The 19,142-nt window shown below is 67.3% G+C and carries 18 protein-coding genes and 1 tRNA gene; 8 read left to right on the top strand and 11 right to left on the bottom strand.

All coding sequences use genetic code 11. The annotated features are described in order from the left end of the window. The first annotated feature begins 31 nt into the window (after positions 1–31). Both ODR01_RS04025 and ODR01_RS04020 read left to right on the top strand, forming a co-directional pair. Entirely contained in the window at positions 32–346 is a 315-nt protein-coding gene (locus ODR01_RS04025) for a hypothetical protein (protein ID WP_316976325.1), read from the top strand. A 291-nt stretch (positions 347–637) separates the two neighbouring features. Continuing rightward, positions 638–1,372 (top strand): DUF899 family protein, encoded by a 735-nt coding sequence (locus tag ODR01_RS04020; protein WP_316976324.1) that lies wholly within the window; start codon positions 638–640, stop codon positions 1,370–1,372. Positions 1,373–1,572: 200 nt separating this feature from the next. Here ODR01_RS04020 and ODR01_RS04015 read toward each other — a convergent pair. Next, positions 1,573–1,648: transfer RNA gene (locus ODR01_RS04015), tRNA-Glu, on the bottom strand. Between the two features lie 240 nt (positions 1,649–1,888). On the opposite strand from ODR01_RS04015, the gene ODR01_RS04010 reads away from it, so the two are divergent. Further along, a complete protein-coding gene (locus ODR01_RS04010; RefSeq protein WP_316976323.1) occupies positions 1,889–3,121 on the top strand; it encodes a 6-phosphofructokinase in 1,233 nt (410 codons plus the stop codon). 39 nt (positions 3,122–3,160) lie between these two features. Here the strand turns inward: ODR01_RS04010 and recJ are convergent, their stop codons facing one another. The 6 genes from recJ to ODR01_RS03980 form a co-directional block, all read right to left on the bottom strand. Next, complete coding sequence (gene recJ / locus ODR01_RS04005; RefSeq protein WP_316976322.1) at positions 3,161–4,969, bottom strand: single-stranded-DNA-specific exonuclease RecJ; 1,809 nt, start codon at positions 4,967–4,969, stop codon at positions 3,161–3,163. A 7-nt stretch (positions 4,970–4,976) separates the two neighbouring features. Continuing rightward, positions 4,977–5,966 (bottom strand): class II fructose-bisphosphatase, encoded by a 990-nt coding sequence (glpX, locus tag ODR01_RS04000; RefSeq protein WP_316976321.1) that lies wholly within the window; start codon positions 5,964–5,966, stop codon positions 4,977–4,979. Between the two features lie 27 nt (positions 5,967–5,993). After that, complete coding sequence (locus tag ODR01_RS03995) at positions 5,994–7,316, bottom strand: homoserine dehydrogenase (RefSeq protein ID WP_316976320.1); 1,323 nt, start codon at positions 7,314–7,316, stop codon at positions 5,994–5,996. Further along, on the bottom strand, positions 7,310–8,557 hold the full coding sequence (locus ODR01_RS03990; protein WP_316976319.1) for an LL-diaminopimelate aminotransferase: 1,248 nt from the start codon (positions 8,555–8,557) through the stop codon (positions 7,310–7,312). The genes ODR01_RS03995 and ODR01_RS03990 overlap by 7 nt, the downstream gene beginning before the upstream one ends. Positions 8,558–8,640: 83 nt before the next feature. Next, positions 8,641–9,798, bottom strand: coding sequence for an OmpA family protein (locus ODR01_RS03985; RefSeq protein WP_316976318.1), 1,158 nt, complete (start codon positions 9,796–9,798; stop codon positions 8,641–8,643). 242 nt (positions 9,799–10,040) lie between these two features. Then, positions 10,041–10,766: an alpha/beta fold hydrolase gene (locus tag ODR01_RS03980; protein ID WP_316976317.1), complete on the bottom strand. Its 726-nt coding sequence runs from the start codon at positions 10,764–10,766 to the stop codon at positions 10,041–10,043. A gap of 210 nt (positions 10,767–10,976) precedes the next feature. Between ODR01_RS03980 and ODR01_RS03975 the strand changes: the two genes are divergently transcribed. Together ODR01_RS03975 and ODR01_RS03970 are read left to right on the top strand one after the other, a co-directional pair. Beyond that, positions 10,977–12,728, top strand: a complete 1,752-nt coding sequence (locus ODR01_RS03975) for a DEAD/DEAH box helicase (RefSeq protein WP_316976316.1) — start codon at positions 10,977–10,979, stop codon at positions 12,726–12,728. Positions 12,729–12,731: 3 nt separating this feature from the next. After that, the gene (locus ODR01_RS03970) at positions 12,732–12,974 is read left to right on the top strand and encodes an Lrp/AsnC ligand binding domain-containing protein (protein ID WP_316976315.1); all 243 of its coding nucleotides are present in this window, start codon (positions 12,732–12,734) and stop codon (positions 12,972–12,974) included. Positions 12,975–13,051: 77 nt separating this feature from the next. On the opposite strand, the gene ODR01_RS03965 is transcribed toward ODR01_RS03970, so the two are convergent. The 3 genes from ODR01_RS03965 to thiS form a co-directional block, all read right to left on the bottom strand. Then, positions 13,052–13,495: a DUF411 domain-containing protein gene (locus ODR01_RS03965; RefSeq protein ID WP_316976314.1), complete on the bottom strand. Its 444-nt coding sequence runs from the start codon at positions 13,493–13,495 to the stop codon at positions 13,052–13,054. 13 nt (positions 13,496–13,508) lie between these two features. Further along, complete coding sequence (locus ODR01_RS03960) at positions 13,509–14,639, bottom strand: type III PLP-dependent enzyme (protein WP_316976313.1); 1,131 nt, start codon at positions 14,637–14,639, stop codon at positions 13,509–13,511. Between the two features lie 311 nt (positions 14,640–14,950). Continuing rightward, positions 14,951–15,937: a sulfur carrier protein ThiS gene (gene thiS, locus ODR01_RS03955; protein ID WP_316976312.1), complete on the bottom strand. Its 987-nt coding sequence runs from the start codon at positions 15,935–15,937 to the stop codon at positions 14,951–14,953. A 322-nt stretch (positions 15,938–16,259) separates the two neighbouring features. On the opposite strand from thiS, the gene ODR01_RS03950 reads away from it, so the two are divergent. Genes ODR01_RS03950 through aat form a run of 3 tightly spaced genes read left to right on the top strand, consistent with a single transcriptional unit; the run spans position 16,260 to position 18,745 of the window. Further along, positions 16,260–16,715 carry an acetyl-CoA carboxylase biotin carboxyl carrier protein gene (locus ODR01_RS03950; protein WP_316976311.1) on the top strand — a complete coding sequence of 152 codons (456 nt, stop codon included), beginning with the start codon at positions 16,260–16,262 and terminating at the stop codon, positions 16,713–16,715. A 6-nt stretch (positions 16,716–16,721) separates the two neighbouring features. Further along, positions 16,722–18,062, top strand: coding sequence for an acetyl-CoA carboxylase biotin carboxylase subunit (gene accC / locus ODR01_RS03945; protein ID WP_316976310.1), 1,341 nt, complete (start codon positions 16,722–16,724; stop codon positions 18,060–18,062). Beyond that, positions 18,059–18,745 (top strand): leucyl/phenylalanyl-tRNA--protein transferase, encoded by a 687-nt coding sequence (aat, locus tag ODR01_RS03940; protein WP_316976309.1) that lies wholly within the window; start codon positions 18,059–18,061, stop codon positions 18,743–18,745. Before accC ends, aat begins: the two co-directional genes overlap by 4 nt. On the opposite strand, the gene ODR01_RS03935 is transcribed toward aat, so the two are convergent. Beyond that, positions 18,667–19,080, bottom strand: coding sequence for a DUF2155 domain-containing protein (locus tag ODR01_RS03935; protein ID WP_316976308.1), 414 nt, complete (start codon positions 19,078–19,080; stop codon positions 18,667–18,669). The genes aat and ODR01_RS03935 overlap by 79 nt on opposite strands. Between the last annotated feature and the right edge of the window lie 62 nt (positions 19,081–19,142).

The following is a 19,142-nucleotide window of genomic DNA, read 5'->3' as shown; positions in this document are numbered from 1 at the left end:
GTATTGGCGAAGCTCAACGGGAAGCTCGAAAATGACGATGTTCATACTAGCAAGAAAACGCCCTGCCGATACCCAGCCGTCGCGCGATGCCGCAAGCTGGCTTGGCCTTGCAGCGTCGCCAACCTTCGCGTTGATGGCCTGGTTTTCGGCGAATGACATGCAAGCCATGATGTGCTCGTCGGGACCCGGCATTCTGCCCATCGGCGGCATGGCCTGGATGTACTTGCTTATGAGCTTTTTCCACTTGTCGCCCTGGCTGAAGCTCGCTTCCGCCCTCTCGCGACAACTCGCGCGACCTATCGTGCGACAGGAAGCCATTGGAGGAAATTATGGTGGAGCCAACTAGAGGTGATCTTGGAGTTCCAAAGATCGTTGATCGAGCCGCGTTTCAGGACGACGTGGACGCGTTCCGCATTCGGGAGCAGTCGTGGGAGGATTCGCCTTCGGGCTGGCCACAAATCGAAGAAGGCATGAGCACCGATACACGTCCAACGGCTCAGTGGCCTCGCCTCACGGCCGGGTATTCAGACGATTTAGGAACGAACAACGGCAGAGGTTGTTCCGGTAACACGAGCAGTAGCGAGTAGTCCACGCGACATCTCAGCTCGAACGCACCTAAACTAGAGGATCGGAAGCCATGACCACATCATCTGAGAATGGCCGAGGAAGCGAACTGTTCGGAATGCAGACGCCGCCAGTCGTGTCGGCTAAGGAGTGGAAGGCCGCATGGGAGGAGTTGCACGTGAAGGAGAAGGCGCACTCGCGGGCTCGCGACGCCCTGGCGGCCGCACGCCGGCGGATGCCTTGGCTGGCGGTCGAGAAGGATTATGCCTTTGATGGGCCAAATTCCCGTGTGAGTCTGCTCGACTTATTCGATGGCCGTCGACAGTTGATCGTTTATCGCGCTTTCATGGAGCCCGGCGTCGGGCGCTGGCCGGAGCGCGGCTGTATCGGTTGTTCCATGGTCGCCGATCAGGTTGCGCACCCGGCACATTTGGGCGCCCGCGACACCAGCCTCGCCTTCGTCTCGCGCGGATCGCAAGACGACCTTCAGCACCTGAAGGCAAAGATGGGCTGGGAACATATCCCCTGGTACACGCTGACGGACGATTTCGATGCCGACTTCGGTGTGGACGAATGGCATGGCACGAACGCGTTCATTCGTGACGGCGACCGCGTGTTCCGCACCGGCTTCGTCAACGGCCGTGGCGACGAGCAAATGGGGAACACCTGGAACTACCTCGACATCACTGCACTTGGTCGCCAAGAGTCGTGGGAGGACTCACCCAAGGGCTATCCCCAGACCCCACCGTACGAATGGTGGATCTGGCACGACGACGCGGTGACGGATCCTGATCGTGATAAAGTTTAAAGGGATCGAAGCTTTGGATGCCGGCGAGGAAAGCTGGGACGACCAGCGTTGAGGGCGGTTGCTAGAAATCAGCGTGCATGTCGCGGAACAACCGCGGCGCGATCCCGAACCGTCGTTCGAACCTCTCCGATTTTTGCCACCTATCCCCTTGGCGTCAGCCTTCGGAGGGACAAATCACAGCGGTCCACGGGATAAGAGAGTGGCGACCCCAGCGGGAGTCGAACCCGCGTCGCCGCCGTGAAAGGGCGGTGTCCTAGGCCTCTAGACGATGGGGTCGGGCCGAGTGCGTGTCATCTATACGGCCTCGCCGGGAAAATCAAGCCTCCGTGTTTTTCCACATTGCGGCATTCAGCCCGGTTTCCGGGAAAAGGGGCCGATGCGAGTAATAATGTGTCTTTGCAGAACCGGACGATACCCATAATATCCCCCCGCCCCCCGGCCGCCCCGTTGACAGGGGCTTGCCGCGGCGGTTGCGTATGCTCCGTTTCATCACCGTGCCAGGGAAGGGTCGCGCACATGCTGAAGGGGAAGGTCCTGGTCGCACAAGGCGGTGGCCCGACCGCCGTGATCAACGAGTCCATGGTCGGCGCCGTCATCGAATCGCGCAAGTTCGCGGCGGTGGAACGGGTCTATGGCGCCCACTACGGCGTGCGCGGCATTGTCGACGAGCAGTTCCTCGACCTCACCCAGGAGACCGCGCACAACCTGGAACTGGTCGCCGAGACGCCGTGCTCGGCGCTGGGCTCGACCCGCGACAAGCCCGACCTCAAGTACTGTCAGGAGATCTTCAAGGTCTTGAAGGCCCACGGCATCGAGACCTTCTTCTATATCGGCGGCAACGATTCGTCGGACACCTTGCGCATCGTCAGCGAGCAGGCCCAGAAGAACAGCTATCCGCTGCGCTGCATCCACATCCCCAAGACCGTCGACAACGACCTGGCGGTCAACGACCACACGCCCGGTTATCCGTCGGCGGCCCGTTTCGTGGCGCTGGCCTTCGCCGGGGTGAATGCCGACAACCGGGCGCTGCCCGGCGTCTACATCGCGGTGGTGATGGGGCGCCATGCCGGATACCTCACCGCCGCCTCGGCGTTGGGCCGCAAGTTCGAGGACGACGGCCCCCACCTGATTTACATGCCGGAGCGCCCGTTCGTCGTCGACAAGTTCGTTTCCGACATAAAGGACTGCTACGACAAGTACGGGCGCTGCATCATCGCCGTCGCCGAAGGCATCCACGACGGCAGCGGAACGCCGATCATCTCCAAGCTGGTCGACAAGGTCGAACGCGACGCCCACGGCAACGTCCAGCTTTCCGGCACCGGCGCCCTGGCCGACCGGCTGTCCGACATCGTCAAGAAACACACCAACATCAAGCGGGTGCGCGGCGACACCTTCGGCTATCTGCAGCGCTCGTTCCTGGGCTGCGTGTCCGACGTCGACCAGCGCGAGGCCCGCGAGGTCGGCGAGAAGGCCGTGCAATACGCCCACTGGGGCGACCGCGACGGTTCGGTCACCATTCACCGCACCGGCTATTACTCGGTGGACTACCGCCTGAGCCACCTTCCCGACGTCGCCGGCAAGACGGCCACCATGCCGGATTCCTTCATCAACGCGGCCGGCAACAACGTGACCAACGATTTCGTGTTCTATCTGCGGCCGCTGCTGGGCAAAGGTATGCCCGACGCCTTTCGGCTGCGCGCCAATCCGGTCCCCAAGATCCTCAACGGCAACAGACAACGGCCGGACTGACCGCCGCTTCGTCGATGCCCATGACGCACGGCCTTCGCCCTACCAGGCGGGGGCCGCGTCGTCGACGATCATCTGCACCGATTCGACACCCTTCCAGACATTGAGCCGGAGCTTGCCGGCGACGTGAAAGGGCGCCCCGTCATGGGCCAGCAGGGCCGGCCCCAGGGGGCAGTCCATGGCCCGGAAGGCGACGGCGCGCAGGCGGCCCCCGTCGGCGCCGATCAGCGTGAAGCTCACGTGGTTGGCGCCGACCACCTGGGGCCGGGCGAGGCGGGCCGCCGGCACCGCGAAGCGCGGTTCGGGATTGCCGGTGCCGAACGGCGCCACCCGCTGGAGGGCGGCCACCAGTTCGAGGGTGGCCCCGCCCGGCGACACCGCGCCATCGAGCCTGAGGCCATTGGCGGACGCCGCCTCGGCGACGGCGGCGGCCAGACGCTCGTTCAGAAAGGCGTGCAGCGGCTCCAGGCCGCCCACGGCGGTGGAAAATCCCGCCGCCATGGCGTGGCCGCCGCCGCGGATCAGCAGCCCGGCCTGACGCGCCGCGATGACGGCGGCGCCGAGGTCGACCCCGGGGATCGAGCGCCCGGACCCGGTCGCCCCCTCGTCCGTCACGGAAACGACGCAGGCCGGCCGGTGAAACCGCTCGACCAGCCGCCCGGCGACGATGCCGACGACGCCGGGATGCCATCCCCGCCCCCAGGCCAGCACGACGGCGCCGGGGGCGTCGGCCTGGCCGTCGGCTTCGACCTGGACCAGCGCCGCCGCCAACACCGCCGCCTCGGTCGCCTGGCGCTCGCGGTTGAGGGCGTCGACCTGTTCGGCGATGACCCGCGCCTCCAGGGCATCGTCGGTGGCCAGCAGGCGGGCGCCAAGGTCGGAGCGCCCGATGCGCCCGCCGGCGTTGATGCGCGGGCCCAGGATGAAGCCGGCGTGGTAGGTGCCCGGCGGCTCGTCGACGCCGGCGACGTCGGCCAGGGCCCGTAAGCCGGGATTGCCGCGGCCCGCCATCACCTGCAGGCCGCCCACCACCAGGGCGCGGTTGACGCCGGTCAGCGGCACCACGTCGCAGATGGTGCCCAGCGCCACCAGGTCGAGCCACTGGCGCAGGTCCGGCTCCGGCCGCGCCGCGAACCAGCCGGCGCCGCGCAGCGTGCGGTTGAGCCCGACGATCAGAAGGAAGGTCACCCCCACCGCCGCCATGTGGCCGTGCGGGCTTGCGTCGTCCAGCCGGTTGGGATTGACCACCGCCACCGCCGCCGGCAGCGCCGCCTCGGCCTCGTGGTGGTCGGCGACGATGACCTCGAGCCCCGCCGCCGCCGCCGCCTTCAGCGGTTCGTAGGCGGTGGTGCCGCAATCGACGGTGACGATCAGGGAAACACCCTCGCGACCCAGCGCCAACAGCGCCTCGGTATTGGGGCCATAGCCTTCGGTCAGGCGATCGGGGATGTAGATGCGCCCCTGGCTGCCGACGGCGCGCAGGTAGCGGGCGAGCAGCGCCGCCGAGGTCGAACCGTCGACGTCGTAGTCGCCGAAAATGGCGATGCGTTCGCCCTGCATGACGGCGCTGGCCAGCCGCTCGGTGGCGACGTCGAGGTCGCGCAGATGGCTGGGGTCGGGCAACAGCCGGCGCAGGGTCGGTTCCAGGAAGGTTTCGGCGTCGTCCAGGCCGACGCCGCGGGCCGCCAGCACGCGTCCGACCACCTCGGGCAAGGCGTGACGCTGGGAAAGCGCCATCGCCACCCGTTCGTCCAGCGCCCGAAGATGCCAACGGCGGCCGGTCAGCGACCGTTCAACCCCCAGAAAGCAGGCCGCCTGCGGCGTGTCGCGACATGCGGTGGGCGCCGCCATGGGCCGGTCAGGAATCCAAGCGGGCGGCGTTCGCCCCCTTGGCGAAATCGTGGTAGGCCTCGACGAAGTGCAGCGTTCCGCTGCGCGAGCGCATGACCAGGGAATGGGTGACCGCCACCCCGTAGCGACGCTTGACGCCACCGAGGATGACCCCGTCGGTGACGCCGGTGGCGGCGAAGGTGACCTCGCTTCCCACCATGTCGGCCACCTTATAGATGCGGCCCGGATTGCCGGCGGTGAAATCCGCCGCCTTGCGCTTCTCGTCGTCGTTGCGCGCGATCAGCCGGCCCTGCATCTGGCCGCCGGCGCAGGCCAGGGCGGCGGCCGCCAGCACGCCCTCGCGGGCGCCGCCGCTGCCCATGTAGATGTCGATCCCGGATTCCGGCCACACCGTGGCCACCACGCCGGCAACGTCGCCGTCGGCGATCAGCATGATGCGGGCGCCGGCTTCGCGGACCTTGGCGATCAGCTCGCGATGGCGCGGCCGGTCGAGGATGCAGACGACCAGGTCGCCGGCCGCCACCCCCTTGGCCTTGGCCAGTTCCTTGAGATTGGCCGCCGGCTCGGCGTCGAGGGTGACGAGATCGGCCGGCAGGCCGCCACCGACCGCGATCTTGTCCATATAGATGTCCGGCACCGTCAGGAAACCGCCGTCTTCGGCGATGGCGATGACCGAAAGGCCGTTGGGTTCGCCCTTGGCGACGATGGTCGGACCCTCGAGCGGCATCAGCGCCACGTCCACCTTGGGGCCGGTGCCGGAGCCCGTCTTCTCGCCGACATAGAGCATCGGCGTCTCTTCCTGGGTCCCCTCGCCGATGCGGATGACGCCATCGACCTCCAGACCCTTCAGCGCCCGGTGCATGGCCTCGACGGCGGCCCGGTCGGTGGCCCGCTCGTCGCCCCGTCCGAGGAACCGGGACGCGGCCACCGCCGCCACCTCGGTCACCCGCACGGCCTCCATGGCGAGGTTACGGGTGACCACCGTTTCTTGGCTCATGGCTTGTCTCCTTCCGGCGCCGCCGGGTCAGTCCGTGGCACCGGCGGGCGAGGCGAACGATTGTACGCGGATCATGCGCGGCGGCTCGATCACCGTGTCGAGCGTCACGATGCGCTCCAGCGCCTTCACCATCGAGGCTTCGCTGGTTTCATGCGTGGTCAGCACCACCGGCACCGGCTCGCCCGGCGAGCGCCCCTTCTGCAGGACCGCTTCCATCGACACTTCGCAGTCGCGCAGCGTGGCGGCGATGTCGGCGAAGACGCCCGGCCGGTCCACCACCATCAAACGGATGTAATAGCGGCCCCGGTGGCGCCCCATGGACGATCCCTTGAGCGGTTCCAGCGCCGCGGCCGGCACGCCCAGCGACGGCGCCCGGTTGCCGCGCGCGATGTCGACCAGGTCGGCGACCACCGCGGACGCGGTCGGCCGCTCGCCGGCGCCGCGCCCCTCGTACATGGTGGTGTCGACGAAATCGCCGTCGACCATGACCGCGTTGAACACGCCGTCGACGTGGGCGATCGGGCTGGTGATCGGCACCATGCAGGGATGGACCCGCTGCTCGATACCCTCGTCGGTGCGCCTCGCGATACCCAGAAGCTTGATGCGATAGCGCAGTTCGTCGGCGAACTGGATGTCCATGGCCGTGACGTGGCGGATGCCCTCGATATGGACGGCCTTGAAGTTGATCTCGCAGCCGAAGGCGAGGCTGGTCAGGATGGACAGCTTGTGCGCGGTGTCGATGCCGTCGACGTCGAACGACGGATCGGCCTCGGCGTAGCCCAGCTTCTGAGCCTCGGCCAGGACGTCGTTGAACTCGCGCCCGCTCTCGCGCATGGCGGTCAGGATGTAGTTGCAGGTGCCGTTGAGGATGCCATAGACGCGGCTGATCCTGTTGCCGACCAAGCCCTCGCGCAGCGCCTTGTTGATCGGGATGCCGCCGGCCACCGCCGCCTCGAAGGCCAGCGTCACGCCGGCCGCCTCGGCGGCCTTGACCAGGGCGGTGCCGTGATGGGCGATCATCGCCTTGTTGGCGGTCACCACGCTCTTGCCGGCGGCGATCGCCTGCTCGGTCAGCTTCTTGGCGATGCCGTCGGCGCCGCCGATCAGTTCGACGATGGCGTCGGCCCCCGACTCCCGGACCATGGCCAGCGCGTCGTCATACCACGGATGCTGCGGCCACTCGGCCGCCCGATCCTTGCGCAGGTCGCAGATGCCGACCACCTGAAACTCGCGCCCGCACCGCTGCTTCAAAAGATCGCCGTTGTCGCGCAGAAGCTTGAGCGTGCCACCGCCGATCGTTCCCAGGCCGGCCACCGCGACTTTCAGCGGAGCGTCCTTCGATTTCACCATTTCTGTTCCGTCCTTGCCGGCTGAAAGCTGTTCTTTTTCCAGGTATCGTCCATCGCCTCGTCGTAGCGGGCGAAGAACGCCTTGATGCTGCGGATCGCCTGGCGGGTTCGCTGGCGGTTCTCGACCACGGCCAGGCGGACGTGATCGTCGCCTTGCTCGCCGAAGCCGACGCCCGGGGCCACCGCCACCTTGGCCTCGCGCAGCAGCAGCTTGGCGAATTCCAGCGACCCCATGTGCTTGAAGGCCGGCGGGATGGGCGCCCAGGCGAACATGGTGGCGGGCGGCGTCGGAATTTCCCAGCCGGCCGAGGCCAGCCCGCCGATCAGCACATCGCGGCGCTCCTTGTAGCGCTGGCGGATCTCGGCCACGCAGTCCTGCGGCCCGTTGAGCGCAGCAGCAGCCGCCACCTGAATCGGCGTGAAGGCGCCGTAGTCGAGATACGACTTGTTGCGGGCCAGCGCCGCGACCAGCCGCTTGTTGCCGGTGGCGAAGCCGATCCGCCAACCCGGCATGGAATAGGTCTTGCTCATCGAGGTGAACTCGACCGCGATTTCCCTGGCCCCGGGGATCTGCAGGATGGACGGCGGCGGCGGAACGTCGAAGTAGATTTCCGCGTAGGCCAGGTCCGACAGGATGTAGATGCCGTGGAACCGGCAGAAGTCGACGACCTGGCCATAGAAGTCGAGGTCGGCCAGATAGGCCGTCGGGTTGTTGGGATAGTTGAGCACCAGGGCCGTCGGCTTCGGCACGCTGTGCTGCACCGCGCGCTCCAGCGCCGCCATGAACTCCGGCCCCGGCTCGACCGGGATGTTGCGGGCGGCGGCGCCGGCGATGATGAAGCCGAACTGATGGATCGGATAGCTGGGGTTGGGCACCAGGATGACGTCGCCGGGCGTGGTGATCGCCGACGACAGATTGGCCAGCCCCTCCTTCGAGCCGATGGTGACGACGACTTCGGTCTCGGGATCGACGCTGACGTTGAAGCGCCGCTCGTAGTAGGCGGCATGGGCCTTGCGCAGGCCGGGAATTCCCCGCGACGAGGAATAGCGATGGGTACGCGGGTCCTGAACCGCCTCGACCAGTTTCTCGACGATATGGGCAGGGGTCGGCGAATCCGGGTTGCCCATGCCAAAGTCGATGATGTCGTCGCCGGCAGCTCGGGCGCGGGCCTTCATCGCGTCGACCTGGGCGAAAACATAAGGGGGCAGCCGTCGGATTCGGTGAAATTCCTGTTCCATCATGACCATTCGTCGTGCAAATGAACGCCGTCCCGGCCCGGCCGGGCGCGGAAGTGCATTCTCATAGTGCCGCGTTTTCGGGCGGTTTAGAAGTCGAGAAAGACTTCCGTTCTCCGGTTCCCCGCCTCGCCAGCCGGCATGACTTCGTAATATAGGGGGTCGACGTCCGCCTTGGCGACAACGACGATGTCCTGCGTTCGCGCGCCCAATTCGGCCAAGGTCTTGGCCACCGTTTCGGCGCGTTCGGAAGACACGTCGTAGTTCACCAGCTTGTGGCGTACCGGGTCCATGTCGGCGGTTCGGCTGCTGGCATGACCGACGATCCGAATGACGCCGCCGCGCTCGCGCTGCAGGGCCACAACGTTGCGCAGGATCGTGCGGTCGCGGGAATCGAGATCGGCCGAACCGTTGGCGAACTGGATCGTCGCCACCAGGAGGGAACTGCCGCGAGACCGTCCGGCATCGGGAACGGTGTCGGCCCTGGCGGCCAGCGATCCCCGCCCGGGCGAAGGTGCAGCGGAGACGTCCGCCGAGGCGTCGACGCCCGACGAGCTTACCACCACGGTCTCGAACGGCTCCCCAGAGGCAGGCAGGCGGTTGGAACGCGGGGCGACGCCGGTGGCCGGCGCCATCGCCGGCGCGGCCGGGGCCGGCGGGGCGGCGCCCAGTTGCCGGGACGGCGGCGCGGAAGGCGCCAGCGGGGCCGGTGATCGCACGGCTGGGGCCGGCGGGGCGGCTGCGGGGGCAGCGGGCGCGGCCGCCACGGCCGGCGGCTTCGGCGCCTGGGCCGGAGCCGGGGTGGCCGGCAAGGCCGGCAGCGCGGCCGGAGCGCCGGCGGCGGCAGGCGCGGACGCCGCTGACTCGCTTCCCAGAACGTTGGTCGGCGCGCCCTGGCGGGCGACGCCCTGCGCATAGCGCCGGCGTTCGGTGTCGGACACCAGCCCCTGGGCGATCCTGTTGCGCTCCTCGGCGCTGCTCACCTCGGGCTTGGCCGGCACCGTCGCCAGATTGGGGAACGGCTGGTCGGCGCCGGGCACCGCCTTGTCGTCCCCTTCGGCCGGCGCCTTGGCGTCCTTGTCGCCACTGAAGTAATCGACGGTATTGCTGTACCATTTGACCGGATTGGCCGCATCCGGCACGCTGGAGCATCCGCCCAGGACAACCGCGAGGGCGACCGCCCCGGCGACCGGCCAAAAACTGCCGCCGCGCCGTGTTTCGCGCCGCTGGATATCCTCGTTTCTCATGGTTGCCGGAGCCTCCTTCGCGCCAAGCAGCATTCCCCGAACCTGCACCGCATCCAAAGCACGCTGCCTCAACTTTATTAACAGATTGCAAACGTGGGCTTTGTTTGTTCCGAAGCGGCTTTGACCCGGCCAAGACCGGCTGCTTCGAAGTTCGTGCGCCCCGCGTTCGTTCCCTCGTGCGCGGATCATAGCGGAATGACCCGGCCGCAATCAACCGAACGCACGCGCGCCGGCCCGGATTTTCAAGCGTCCCGCCCCGGCGCCCTCTCCATGGCCAGCCAGTAGCGCAGCACGGCGCTGACCGCATGCGGCTGTTCCAGCGGCGACAGATGCCCGCAGTCCTCGACCGTGACCAGGGCGGCGTGGGGCAGGGCGGCCGCCATGTCGACGTGAACGGCGGGCGGCGTCAGCCCGTCCTGGCGTCCGCACAGCACCAGCGTCGGGCAGTGGATCAGCCCCAGGTCGTGGCGGCTGTCGGGACGGTTCATGATCGCGGTCTGCTGGCGGATGAAGGCGTCGCGACCGACGCGGCCGGCCATTTCCATGACGGCGCGGGTCAGCGCCGCGTCGCGGATGCGATCGGGGTGGATCAGCAGCGGCAGCAGCCGCTGGGTGACGCCTTTGAAATCGCCGGTGCGGGCAAGATCTATAAGACTGCGCCGGCGCGCCGTCTGTTCCTGGGAATCCGGCAGCGGCGAGGTGTCGAGCAGGGCCAGGCGCCGGACCCGGTCGGGCGCCTGGCGCAGGATCTCGAACGCCAGGTATCCCCCCATCGACAGGCCGGCCAGGGCGAAGGTTTCCGGCGCCTCGGCCAGGACGCGCCGGGCCATCGGCCCCAGTTGGTCGTCCTGCGTCAGGTCGCTGACCCTGATGTCGGCGATGTCGGACAGCGTTTCCGTCTGATGGCGCCACAGCGCCGCGTCGGTCAGCAGCCCGGGCAATAGGATCAACGGCGTCTTCTGGGTCATGGCGTCCCCTGGTCCGGTCGGCTTCCCCGCCTGCGGCTGCCCGCCGCACGGCATCTTGCGGACGCGCAGGGTACTCAAAGATGCGTCAAAGGCAAAGGATTCCGGCGACGGTGATTGACTTGACGCCGGAACTGCCTAATATCGCCGCACTTTCAATGGTTGACATAGGAACGGTGGTCGCTTCCGGAAGTCCGGACAGACCCGTGCTACATGACATTTGCTGAACTCGGACTGAGCGAAGACGTTTTACGTGCCGTTGCCGACGCAGGGTACGTGGAACCCACACCGATTCAACAGCAGGCGATCCCGGTCGTGCTGATGGGCCGCGACGTCTTGGGCTGTGCCCAGACCGGCACCGGCAAGACGGCGGGCTTCACCCTGCCGATGATCGAAATCCTGGCCGCCGGGCGCGCCAAGGCGCGCATGCCGCGCTCGCTGATCCTCGAACCGACGCGGGAACTCGCCGCCCAGGTCGCCGAGGCCTTCGAGGTTTACGGCAAGTACCACAAGCTGAACAAGGCGTTGCTGATCGGCGGCGAGTCGATGGGCGACCAGACCCGGGTGCTGGATCGTGGCGTCGACGTGCTGATCGCCACGCCGGGCCGCCTGCTCGACATGTTCGAGCGCGGCAAACTTCTGCTCAACGACGTCAAGATCCTGGTGATCGACGAAGCCGACCGGATGCTCGACATGGGTTTCATACCGGACGTGGAAAAGATCGTGTCCCTGGTGTCGAAGATGCGCCAGACCCTGTTCTTCTCGGCCACCATGCCGCCCGAGATCCGGCGTCTCGCCGATGCCTTCCTCAGCAACCCCAAAACGATCACGGTTTCCCCGCCATCGACACCGGCGGCCACGGTCACCCAGGGCCTGTGCATGGTCAGCGCGCCGCACGGCGCCAAGCCGGGCAGCGGCGCCAAGGACAAGCGGGCCGCCCTGCGCCGCCTTATCGAAAGCGAGGAGGTGCGCAGCGCGCTGGTCTTCTGCAACCGCAAGCGCGAGGTCAGCGTGGTGTGGCGTTCGCTCGTCCGCCACGGCTATTCGGCCGGCCAATTGCACGGCGACATGTCGCAGCCGGCCCGCACCGAAACCCTGGCCGCCTTCAAGCGCGGCGAAATCCGCCTGCTGGTGTGCAGCGACGTGGCGGCCCGCGGGCTCGATGTCCAGGACATGAGCCACGTCTTCAATTTCGACGTCCCCACCCACGCCGAGGACTATATCCACCGCATCGGCCGCACCGGCCGGGCCGGCCGCGAAGGTCGGGCCTTCACCATCGCCCTGCCGGAAGAACGCAAATACCTGGCCGCCATCACCCGCATGCTCGGCCGCGACATTCCGCGCATCGACCTGACGACGACGGCGGACGCCCCGGCGCCCGCCGAGACGCAGGCGACGGAAGCGCCGGCGGAGACGTCGGCCGAGGCTGCGGCGGAGCCGAGGGGCCGGCGTCGCCGGCACCGGTCGGACGACCATCGCGCCGCTCGCCAGCCGGACCGTCAGCCCGACCGCCAGCCCGAGCCCCGGCCCGCGGTCGAGACGGTCCCCGACGAGCCCGCCCCCGCCGCCCCGCCCCCGATCCGCGCCGAGGTTCGCGCCGAGCCCCGGAAACAGCCGCAGCGGCGTGGCCGCCGGCAGGACGGCGATTCTCGCGACGACGACCGGCCGGTGCGCGGCCTCGGCGATCACGTGCCGGCCTTCCTGCTGCGCGCCGTCACGCCGCCGCCGCCCCGTCCCGAAGACGATGTCGAGGACATCGACGATGTCGACGATGTCGCACCGGAAATCGAGGACGTCGAGGCGAAAATCGAGGATGTCGAAGACGTCGAGGACGTAAAAGCCGACAGCGAAGAGCCGGCGAAGGCCCCCGCGAAGCCCAGGACCCGCGCCCGGGCGGCGGCAAAACCCCGGGGCCGGCGCGCCGCCAAGGCACCGGCGAAAAAGCGCGAGGCCAAGGAGGGCTGACCCGTGCAGACTCTCTTTATCCAGGTGAAGTGCGAACTGGGAAGTTCCTACGACGTGGCCGCCGCCGCGGTGGAAACCGTCGACGAGGTGTCCGAGGTCCACTCGACCTCCGGCCACTATGACCTGATGCTGACCTGCTACCTTGAGGACGACACGGACATCGGCCATTTCGTCAACAAGAAGATCCACGCCCTGCCCGGTATCAAGGACACCTACACCATCATCGGGCTCAAGGCCTTCAGCTGACGGCGAAAGGGCGGCCTCCCCTGCCGGGGGCGCCGCCCTCGCGAACGTCGATCCAGCGGCCCCCCGGGGCCGCTTTCCTATTCCGTCATGAAGACCGTCGGTGCCGAATCCGAAATCGTCAGCGTCACGAAGGGTTCGCTTTTGGCGCCCGACATGCCCGGGCTGCCTTCCGGCATGCCGGGAAGCGCGATGCCCCTGACCTTCGGCCGATCCGCCAGCAGCTTGCGGATGGCCGCAAGCGTCACGTGGCCTTCCAGGACATAGCCCTCGAGGGTTGCCGTATGGCACGACCGCAGGTCGTCCGCGATGCGCAGGAAGTCCTTGAGCGGCGTGACGTCGTCCATTTCCTGGACCTCGACCGAAAAGCCGCTCGCCCGCATGTGGTCGACCCACCCGCCGCAGCAGCCGCACGACTCCGCCTTGTAGACGGTGACCTGGCCGGAATCGGCCCGCGCCGCCGGCGCCGCGAGAACGGCGCCGATGGCCCAGGCTGCAAGAAGGGCGGCATATCCTCTGTTCATGGGAATGCCTCCCTCAGATGTAGTGGGCCTGCAGCGGCGGGAAGCCGTTGAAGCAGATCGAGGCGTAGGTCGTCGTATAGGCCCCTGCCCCGCCGATCTGGATCTTGTCGCCGACCTTGAGGTCCAGCGGCAGCGAATAGTCGGCCTTTTCGTAAAGGATGTCGGCGCCGTCGCAGGTCGGGCCGGCGATCACCACCGGACCACTGGGAGCGCCGTTGTAGTGGGTGACCAGCGGATACTGGATGGCCTCGTCCATGGTTTCGGCAAGGCCGCCGAATTTGCCGACATCGAGATACACCCAGCGCACGCCGTTGGCGTAGTTCTTGGTGGAGATCAGCACCACCTCGGTCTCGATGATGCCGGCATCGGCGGTGATGATGCGCCCGGGCTCGATGAACATGCGGGGCAGCGCATTGCCAAACTCGCGCCGCATCGCCTCCATGATGGCCCCCGCCACCTCTTCGATCTCGGGCACCTCCTTGCGGTAGCGTACCGGGAAGCCGCCGCCCAGGTTCAGCATCCTGAGCTGGAGGCCCTGCTCGGCCACCGTACGGAAAACCTGGGCCGCCCGCTTGATGGCGTGGCCCCACTGCCGGGGGTTGGTCTGCTGCGAACCGACGTGGAACGACAGGCCCTGGGCGTCGAGCCCGAGGTCGCGGGCCTTGAGCAACAGGTCGCCGGCCATGTCCAGTTCGCAGCCGAACTTGCGCGACAGCGGCCAATCGGCCCCCTCGCAGGTGGTAATGATGCGGCAGTAGACGCCGGCGCCGGGGGCGGAGCGGGCCAGCTTCTCGACCTCGGCCTCGCTGTCGAAGGCGTACAGGCGCACGCCATGGGCATAGGCGGCGGCGATGTCGCCTTCCTTCTTGATGGTGTTGCCGTAGACGATGCGGTCGGGCGTGACGCCCAGCGCCAGCAGATCCTCGATCTCGTAGATGCTGGCGGCGTCGAAGTGCGAACCGCCGGCGTTGAGGATTTCCAGCACCGGCCGGGCCGGGTTGGCCTTGACGGCATACGAAATGACGACTCCGGGCAGGCTGTCTTGCAGTCGTCGGTAGCGTTCGTTCACGACGTCCAGGTCGATCACCAGGCAGGGCGTCGCCGGACGGCTCTCCTTCAGGAAATGAGCGATTTTCGGGGTCATGTGCGGGATCCCCCCTTATTCAGGGCAAGTCAGGGTTTTATTATGAAGGCGAACGCGGCCGATGGCGGTCGGGGACCGCGTCGGCAGCACGGCGTGTTTCTACGCCGAGCGCGTACTGGACCGGGGGTTCTTGCGGCCGATCAAACGCACATAGGACGGACGGTGTTCATCGAAATCATGCATGACTGTGAACATCTGTCCCCACCCTTTGCTTCCCTTGGGGCCGACCGTTCGCTGGGTCGGTCGAGAGTTCGCCCTTATATGGCCAACCGGGGTCGGGATGAAAGCGAAAATTTCATCCCGCCCGTCGATCAGATCAATCCGGCCAGCGGCGAGGACGGATCGGCGTACAGTTTCCTCGGCATGCGCCCGGCCAAATAGGCCAGCCGCCCCGCCTCGACCGCCGCCTTCATGGCCCGCGCCATCAGGATCGGGTCCCTGGCTCCGGCGATGGCGGTGTTCATCAGCACGCCGTCGCAGCCGAGTTCCATGGCGATGGCCGCATCCGACGCGGTGCCGACTCCGGCATCGACCAGCACCGGCACCTTGGCCTGCTCCTTGATCAGGCGGATGTTGACCGGGCTCTGGACGCCCAGGCCCGAGCCGATGGGCGCAGCCAGCGGCATGATGGCGGCGCAGCCGATCTCCTCCAGCCGCTTGGCCATGATCGGGTCGTCGCTGCAATAGACCATCACCTGGAAGCCCTCCTTGATCAGGACTTCCGCCGCCGACAGGGTTTCGATCATGTTGGGATAGAGGGTCTTCTGGTCGCCCAGGACTTCCAGCTTGACCAGATCCCAGCCGCCGGCCTCGCGGGCCAGCCGCAGGGTGCGAAGCGCATCCTCGGCGGTGAAGCAGCCGGCGGTGTTGGGAAGGTAGGTGTATTTCTTGGGATCGACATAGTCGACCAGCATCGGCTGGCTGGGGTCGGTGATGTTGACCCGGCGCACCGCCACGGTGACGATCTCGGCGCCCGACGCCTCGATGGCGCGTGCCGTCTGTTCCAGGTCCTTGTACTTGCCGGTGCCGACCAGCAGGCGCGAATGGAAGGTGCGTCCGGCCACCGTCAGCAGGTCGGCGTCGGCCGCCGCCGATGGGGCGCCGCCGCCGATGAAGTGCACGATCTCGAAGCGGTCGCTATCCTCGACCGTGACGGCGCCGTACTGCGATTTCGGCACCAGTTCCAGGTTGCGCTCGACGGCGACCTTGCGGGAATCGAGGCCCATTTCGCCCAGCATCTGATCGACGGTCAGCGGACGATCGAACCGACGTTCCTCGCCATTGATGGTTACACGCATGGGAATTTCCATCCATCTTCTTGTGGGGGCGGAGTGTAAGTATGGTTGCCTGTGCGGGCCGGATCAACCGGCCGGGGACAAGGAAACAGACTGTTAGCCGATGCAGCGCGCGTGTTATAAGTCGGGACCCAGCCACGATCAATGCGTTGATTTCAAAAAAGGTGATCCGAAGCCTTGCCTTCGACGCCCGGAAACCCGAGTATTCCGCCCCACGAAAGCCATCGGCCCGCGACGGTGGTTTTTCCATCGCCGTCCGGTTCCGAAACGCGGGTATTGCAGTAGGCCCGAGCGCCTGAACGTCTGAACGCCTGAGAGAGGATCTATGCCGAGGGAAGGAAGCAAACCGCAAATCGACTCCGCGCTTGTGCACCAGCTGGCCCAGCTGCTCGACGAGACGGGCCTGACGGAGATCGAGTACGGGACCCAGGAATGGCACCTTAGGGTCGCCAAAGGAAGCCTCGCCCCGGCCGCCTTCGCCGCCGTCGCGGCCCCTTCGGCGCCTGCCGCGGCCATTGCGGCGGTCGAAAACGACCCCGCCAAGCATCCCGGCGCCGTCCTTTCGCCCATGGTCGGCGTCGCCTACATCCGCCCCGAACCGGACGCGGCGCCGTTCATCCAGGTCGGCGACGAGGTGCGGGTCGGCCAGACGCTGGTGCTGATCGAGGCGATGAAGGTGTTCAACCCCATCAAGTGCGTGCGGGCCGGCAAGGTGACGCGCGTCCTCGTCGCCAACGGCGCCCCGGTGGAGTATGGCGAACCCCTGCTGATCGTCGAGTAACGGCGCATGTTCGAAAAAATCCTGATCGCCAATCGCGGAGAGATCGCGCTGCGCATTCACCGCGCCTGCCGCGAGATGGGCATCCGTACGGTGGCCATCCATTCGACGGCCGACGCCGACGCCATGCACGTGCGCCTGGCCGACGAGGCCATCTGCATCGGCCCGCCGGCGCCGGCCAAAAGCTATCTCAATGCGCACGCCATCCTGTCGGCGGCGACCATCAGCAACGCCGAGGCCATCCATCCCGGATACGGCTTCCTGTCGGAAAATGCCGACTTCGCCCAGATGGTCGAGGAGCACGGCTTCGTCTTCATCGGCCCGTCGCCCGACCATATCCGGCTGATGGGCGACAAGATCGTCGCCCGCACCACCGCCAAGGAAGCCGGCCTGCCGGTCGTTCCCGGCTCGCCGGGCGCCGTCGAATCGCTGGCCGAGGCCGGCACCATCGCCGCCGCCATCGGCTATCCCGTGCTGGTCAAGGCCTCGGCCGGCGGCGGCGGCCGCGGCATGCGGGTCGCCGACACCGCCGACGACCTGCAGACCGCCTTCGAGCAGGCCCGCAAGGAGGCCGAGAACTCGTTCGGCAATCCCGAGGTCTACATCGAGAAGTACCTGCGCACGCCGCGCCACATCGAGGTGCAGATCCTGGCCGACGCCCACGGCAACGTGGTCCATCTGGGCGAACGCGACTGCTCGTTGCAGCGCCGCCACCAGAAATTCCTGGAGGAAGCCCCCTCGCCGGCCCTCAACGACGTGCAACGGGCCGAAATCGGCCGCATTGCCGCCGACGCCGCCCGGAAGATCGGCTACCGCAGCCTGGGCACGATGGAATTCCTCTACGAGAACGGCGAGTTCTATTTCATCGAAATGAACACGCGCCTGCAGGTGGAGCATCCGGTGACCGAAATGATCTCGGGCCTCGACCTGGTGCGCGAGATGATCCGCGTCGCCGCCGGTGCGCCATTGGGCTTCGCGCAGGAGGACATCCGCTTCACCGGCCACTCCATCGAATGCCGCATCAACGCCGAGAATCCGGTGACCTTCCTGCCCTGCCCGGGCCGGGTCGGCGATTACCACGCGCCGGGCGGCCTGGGCGTCAGGGTCGATTCGGCGCTCTACGCCGGCTACACGGTGCCGCCCTACTACGACAGCATGATCGCCAAGCTGATCGTCTATGGGACAAACCGCAACGAGTGCCTGATGCGTTTGCGCCGCGCGCTCGAGGAATTCGTCATCGACGGCCTGGAGACGACGATTCCCCTGCATCAGCGCCTGCTCGCCGAACCCGACTTCATCAACGGCGAGTACGACAACCGTTGGCTGGAGCGGTTTGTCGGGGGGCAATGAGCGGGTCCGACGACAGCGATCTCGAACTGACTCCCGATCTTTTGCTGCGCGCCTATGCGGCGGGCGTCTTCCCGATGGCCGAAAGCCGCCGGGCGCGAAGCGTCTTCTGGGTCGAGCCCAGGCTGCGCGGCGTGCTGCCGATCGAGCGGTTCCACGTGCCGCACAGCCTGCGCAAGACCGTCCGGCGCGGCCTTTTCGCGGTGCGCTGCGACACCGCCTTCGAGGCGGTGATGCGGGCCTGCGCCGAGCCCCGGCCCGGCCATCCGGAAACCTGGATCAACGAGCCGATCGTCGCGGCCTACACCGCGCTCCACCAACGGGGTTTCGCCCATTCCGTCGAATGCTGGCAGGGAGAACAACTCGTCGGCGGCCTGTACGGCGTGGCCCTGGGCGGCGCCTTTTTCGGGGAAAGTATGTTCTCGCGGGTGCGCGACGCCAGCAAGGTGGCCCTCGTCCACCTGGTGGCGCGCCTGCGGCTGGGCGGATACGTGCTGCTCGACGTGCAGTTCGTCACCGAGCACCTGGCCCGCTTCGGCGTCGAGGAAGTTCCGGCCCGCGCCTATCGCCGCAGGCTGGAGACGGCGCTGGCCGTCGACGCCCGTTTCTACGGAGACTTGCCGGAAGGCGATGTCGGTTCGGCGCTCGACTCGGTCTTGTGGCAGTCGACCACCCAGACGTCATAGACCGGGTGCTCCATGGCCGACAGCGCCGGGCTGGAGGCGAACATCCAGCCGCGGAAGATGCTGACCGCCGCCTCGCCCGGCCGGACTTCCCAGATGTCGAGGAACGAGGCGCTCTCCGGCGGCTCCTCGGGCGGCCGCTTCTCGCAGGTGCGGGCGATGATTTCGAGCGTCCCGAAGCGCACCACTTCGCCGACCGGCGCCTCCAGCTTGGTAACCCGCGCCGTCACCTTGTCCAGTCCCTGAAGGACCGCCGTGTTATAGGTCTCGGCCCGGGCCGAAGCCGGGAGCATCAGGCCCGCCGTCAGAAGTCCCGCCACGATTGCGCGATTGACCATGCCTTGCCGATTCCCCGTTTCCAAGCTGGCACCGGTATTAGCACCGGCGCCCAGGCGCCGAC

The organism is Shumkonia mesophila, from assembly GCF_026163695.1.
In the GTDB taxonomy this organism is placed as follows: Bacteria; Pseudomonadota; Alphaproteobacteria; order Rhodospirillales; family Shumkoniaceae; genus Shumkonia; species Shumkonia mesophila.
This window is presented reverse-complemented; position numbering and strand designations above follow the sequence as displayed.

What these genes read in the sequence shown, in the direction of transcription:
- ODR01_RS04025 (WP_316976325.1), top strand. Translation starts at nt 32, where the DNA reads ATGACGATGTTCATACTAGCAAGAAAACGCCCTGCCGATACCCAGCCG.
- ODR01_RS04010 (WP_316976323.1), top strand. Translation starts at nt 1,889, where the DNA reads ATGCTGAAGGGGAAGGTCCTGGTCGCACAAGGCGGTGGCCCGACCGCC.
- ODR01_RS03965 (WP_316976314.1), bottom strand. Translation starts at nt 13,495, where the DNA reads ATGAACAGAGGATATGCCGCCCTTCTTGCAGCCTGGGCCATCGGCGCC.
- recJ (WP_316976322.1), bottom strand. Translation starts at nt 4,969, where the DNA reads ATGGCGGCGCCCACCGCATGTCGCGACACGCCGCAGGCGGCCTGCTTT.
- glpX (WP_316976321.1), bottom strand. Translation starts at nt 5,966, where the DNA reads ATGAGCCAAGAAACGGTGGTCACCCGTAACCTCGCCATGGAGGCCGTG.
- accC (WP_316976310.1), top strand. Translation starts at nt 16,722, where the DNA reads ATGTTCGAAAAAATCCTGATCGCCAATCGCGGAGAGATCGCGCTGCGC.
- thiS (WP_316976312.1), bottom strand. Translation starts at nt 15,937, where the DNA reads ATGCGTGTAACCATCAATGGCGAGGAACGTCGGTTCGATCGTCCGCTG.
- ODR01_RS04020 (WP_316976324.1), top strand. Translation starts at nt 638, where the DNA reads ATGACCACATCATCTGAGAATGGCCGAGGAAGCGAACTGTTCGGAATG.
- ODR01_RS03975 (WP_316976316.1), top strand. Translation starts at nt 10,977, where the DNA reads ATGACATTTGCTGAACTCGGACTGAGCGAAGACGTTTTACGTGCCGTT.
- ODR01_RS03935 (WP_316976308.1), bottom strand. Translation starts at nt 19,080, where the DNA reads ATGGTCAATCGCGCAATCGTGGCGGGACTTCTGACGGCGGGCCTGATG.
- ODR01_RS03985 (WP_316976318.1), bottom strand. Translation starts at nt 9,798, where the DNA reads ATGAGAAACGAGGATATCCAGCGGCGCGAAACACGGCGCGGCGGCAGT.
- ODR01_RS03980 (WP_316976317.1), bottom strand. Translation starts at nt 10,766, where the DNA reads ATGACCCAGAAGACGCCGTTGATCCTATTGCCCGGGCTGCTGACCGAC.
- ODR01_RS03995 (WP_316976320.1), bottom strand. Translation starts at nt 7,316, where the DNA reads ATGGTGAAATCGAAGGACGCTCCGCTGAAAGTCGCGGTGGCCGGCCTG.
- ODR01_RS03990 (WP_316976319.1), bottom strand. Translation starts at nt 8,557, where the DNA reads ATGATGGAACAGGAATTTCACCGAATCCGACGGCTGCCCCCTTATGTT.
- ODR01_RS03950 (WP_316976311.1), top strand. Translation starts at nt 16,260, where the DNA reads ATGCCGAGGGAAGGAAGCAAACCGCAAATCGACTCCGCGCTTGTGCAC.
- aat (WP_316976309.1), top strand. Translation starts at nt 18,059, where the DNA reads ATGAGCGGGTCCGACGACAGCGATCTCGAACTGACTCCCGATCTTTTG.
- ODR01_RS03960 (WP_316976313.1), bottom strand. Translation starts at nt 14,639, where the DNA reads ATGACCCCGAAAATCGCTCATTTCCTGAAGGAGAGCCGTCCGGCGACG.